At 41.9% G+C, this 456-nt stretch carries 1 protein-coding gene; it reads left to right on the top strand.

Annotation, left to right across the window (positions count from 1 at the left end):
- Window positions 1-251 (top strand): cytochrome b562 (locus K0039_RS21250; RefSeq protein ID WP_228106886.1); only part of this gene is annotated, 251 nt, incomplete at its 5' end.
- Window positions 252-456: the final 205 nt, after the last annotated feature.

The raw sequence follows: 456 nt of genomic DNA, 5'->3' as shown, positions 1-456 counted from the left end.
ATAAAAAGGAGCTTCTTGAAGCTCTTGACAGAATGGATGATGCTGTAGATGAGTCAATGAAGCGTCTTCCTGAGAGCATTTCACCGGCTGATGAAGAAGGGAAGAATGACTATATAAAAGAACTTCAAAAGCTTGAAAAAGAGATTATGCTGGCGAAACAAAAAGTCTTATCGGGACAGTTATCAGATATACCCGATTCGGTAAACAAGATGAATAAAATCAGAGTTGAGGGGCATGATAAATTCAGATAAATCAGTTGGTTGATTCCTGCGGGACGAATACATACGTCAGGAACATAACTTTATGGCAGTGAACCGCCCCGGGAATCCTGGAGACTAAACTTCCTGAGAAAGAGGTAAACAGGATGACTAAAAATACTCGTTTTTCCCCCGAAGTCTGTCAACGGGCGATTCATATGGTTCTGGAAAGTCAGGGCGAATATGACTCACAATGGGC

Origin of the sequence: Terrisporobacter mayombei, assembly GCF_020748465.1 — a bacterium.
Lineage (GTDB): Bacteria > Bacillota > Clostridia > Peptostreptococcales > Peptostreptococcaceae > Terrisporobacter > Terrisporobacter mayombei.
Note: the sequence above shows the minus strand (reverse complement) of the source record. Positions and strands in the feature narration are given on the sequence as shown.